Origin of the sequence: Lysobacter sp. 1R34A (genome assembly GCF_051217035.1) — a bacterium.
In the GTDB taxonomy this organism is placed as follows: Bacteria; Pseudomonadota; Gammaproteobacteria; order Xanthomonadales; family Xanthomonadaceae; genus Lysobacter.
This window is the reverse complement of sequence record NZ_JBPKJP010000194.1, coordinates 1-2,203: the sequence shown is the minus strand read 5'-3', so window position 1 is coordinate 2,203 and position 2,203 is coordinate 1. Positions and strand designations below refer to the sequence as shown.

The window sequence follows — 2,203 nt, the reverse complement described above, 5'->3', positions numbered from 1 at the left end:
CGCTGCGCTGCGTGCCGGCGCGCGTGCGCCGCCGTCGGCGCCCAGCGCGGGCGAGGCGATCAGCAGCAGCGTGGCCATCAGGCAGATGGGAGACTTCAGACCGGCCCGCAGCCGCAACGCCTTGCGCATCGTGTTCACTCCTGCTGTAGACGCCGCAGCTTGTCCAGCAATTGCGGCTCGGATTCGACGTGGTTGGGGTCCGGGTCGATGCATTCGACCGGACAAACGACCACGCATTGTGGTTCGTCGTAATGCCCGACGCATTCGGTGCAACGCGCCGGGTCGATCACATAGATCGTTTCGCCCTGGGAGATGGCCTGGTTCGGGCAGGCTGGCTCGCAGACGTCGCAGTTGACGCAGAGTTCGTTGATCTTGAGCGACATGGGCACTGGTCGCCGGCGAGCCGCGGGGTCGCATTGCCGGCATGGAGCTCGCAGTGTAGGGCCTGGGCGTCCGCCGGCATAGCCGAGCGCCGGGATGCTGCGTGCCGCGGGCATGGGCCGTGAATATGCAGGAGGCCCTGCCTGCCCGCATGGCGGTGCGGACGGCGGCAGGCCTGACGATCCGGGCCGATTGTGCGGCTCATGGCTGGAAAGACTCGGGCCGCGGATGCGGCCGGGGTTTCGAAAAGATTCGGGCCGCATACGCGGCCCAGGGCCTGGAATAGATTCGGGCCGCAGATGCGGCCCGAATGGATACAGCTCCGGCCGGCGCCAGGCGCCCCGGATGGTCCCGGCCGGCTCAGCGGCCGGGCGGATGGATCACTTGGCTTCGACGAACACGTAGTTGACCGACGACGGTGCCACCGCGGCCTTGACCCGCTCGTTGTCGGCGGCGTCGCCGATGAAGATGAACTTGACGCCCTTCATCGTGGTCGGCTCGACCTTGGCGAACGAAGCGACGACCAGGTCGGCGGTCTTGGCCGAATTCGGCGAGCCGAACGCGACCAGGTTGCCTTCGAGGATGCCGCGCGACAGGTCGGTCTGGGCCTTTTCGAGCATGCGCTCGTAGTCGCCCTGGAAGGTCGGCGCTTCCGGCGCCGGCAGCACGTAGACGTAGGTGCTGCCGCTGACGCCGTCGAGATTGCGCTGGACGACGTCGGTCAGGTAGGCGTTCCAGGCGTTTTCGTCGCTGGTCTTCGGCGCCGGCAGCGCGGCGGTCTCGGCCGCGGCTTCCTTCTTCTCCTCTTTCTGGCAGGCGGCCACGAACGGCAGCGCCAGGCAGGCGATCAGCAGCAGGCGGGAGGAAGTTTTCATCGTTTGCCCCTTGGGTATTTGTTTGGTGATCTGTGTTTGTTCGGTGATCTGTGTTCGGCGATCAGTGTTTGTTGCGTTGCCATTCGGCCTGCAGCGCGTCGACCACGGCCGGCGGCACGAAGCCGGAGACGTCGCCGCCGAGGCGGGCGATTTCGCGCACCAGCGAGGACGAGATGAAGCCGTACTGCTCGGCCGGGGTCAGGAACAGGGTCTCGACCTCCGGGATCAGGTGCCGGTTCATGCTCGCCAGCTGGAATTCGTATTCGAAGTCGGACACCGCGCGCAGCCCGCGCAGCAGCACCCCGCCGCCGACCTGGGCGACGAAATGCGCGAGCAGCGAGTCGAACCCGCGCACCTCGACGTTGGGCTGGTGGGCGACCGCCTTGCGGGCCAGTTCGACCCGGGTCTTGAGCGGCAGCGCCGGCCCTTTGCCCGGGCTTTCGGCCACGCCGATGATCAGGCGTTCGAACAACGGGGCGGCGCGGTCTACCAGGTCGATGTGACCGTTGGTGATCGGGTCGAACGTGCCGGGATAGACGGCGATTCGGTTGCGGGCCGAGCTCATTCGATGGTCGTTCGCTGCTGGAATGACGGGGAGCGGGAAAGGCCGCCCCCGCCGGATGCGGCGCAGTGTAGCAGCCGCCTGCCGGGCCCGGTCACGGCGCCAGGCGGCGGTACACGGCGTAGCGGACCTCGCGGGTGGCGCCTTCGCGATGCAGCAGCCAGTCGCCGGGCAGATCGATCCCCGCCTGCGCCGGCGATTCGACGTACAGCCAGGCCGAAGGCGCCAGCGTCGGCAACAAGGCCGGCCACACCGTGTTCCATAAGCCGGCCGCGAACGGCGGGTCGACGAAGGCCAGGTCGAAGCCCGGCGCACCCTCGCCGGCGCGCGGCTGCGCCGCCAGCCAGGCCAGGGCGTCGGCCTGGGCCACGCTGGCGGCCTCGCC

4 protein-coding genes are annotated in these 2,203 nt (G+C 68.5%); all 4 read right to left on the bottom strand.

The window, feature by feature from the left end; translation table 11 throughout:
* Positions 1-134 precede the first annotated feature (134 nt).
* A complete protein-coding gene (locus ACSAMQ_RS20445; protein WP_435397417.1) occupies positions 135-383 on the bottom strand; it encodes a YfhL family 4Fe-4S dicluster ferredoxin in 249 nt (82 codons plus the stop codon).
* A gap of 378 nt (positions 384-761) precedes the next feature.
* Positions 762-1,256, bottom strand: a complete 495-nt coding sequence (locus ACSAMQ_RS20440) for a hypothetical protein (protein WP_435397416.1) — start codon at positions 1,254-1,256, stop codon at positions 762-764.
* A 61-nt stretch (positions 1,257-1,317) separates the two neighbouring features.
* The gene (gene coaD, locus ACSAMQ_RS20435; protein ID WP_435397415.1) at positions 1,318-1,821 is read right to left on the bottom strand and encodes a pantetheine-phosphate adenylyltransferase; all 504 of its coding nucleotides are present in this window, start codon (positions 1,819-1,821) and stop codon (positions 1,318-1,320) included.
* A gap of 91 nt (positions 1,822-1,912) precedes the next feature.
* Positions 1,913-2,203, bottom strand: a 291-nt coding sequence (locus tag ACSAMQ_RS20430; protein ID WP_435397414.1) for an RsmD family RNA methyltransferase, incomplete at its 5' end; no start/stop codon positions are given.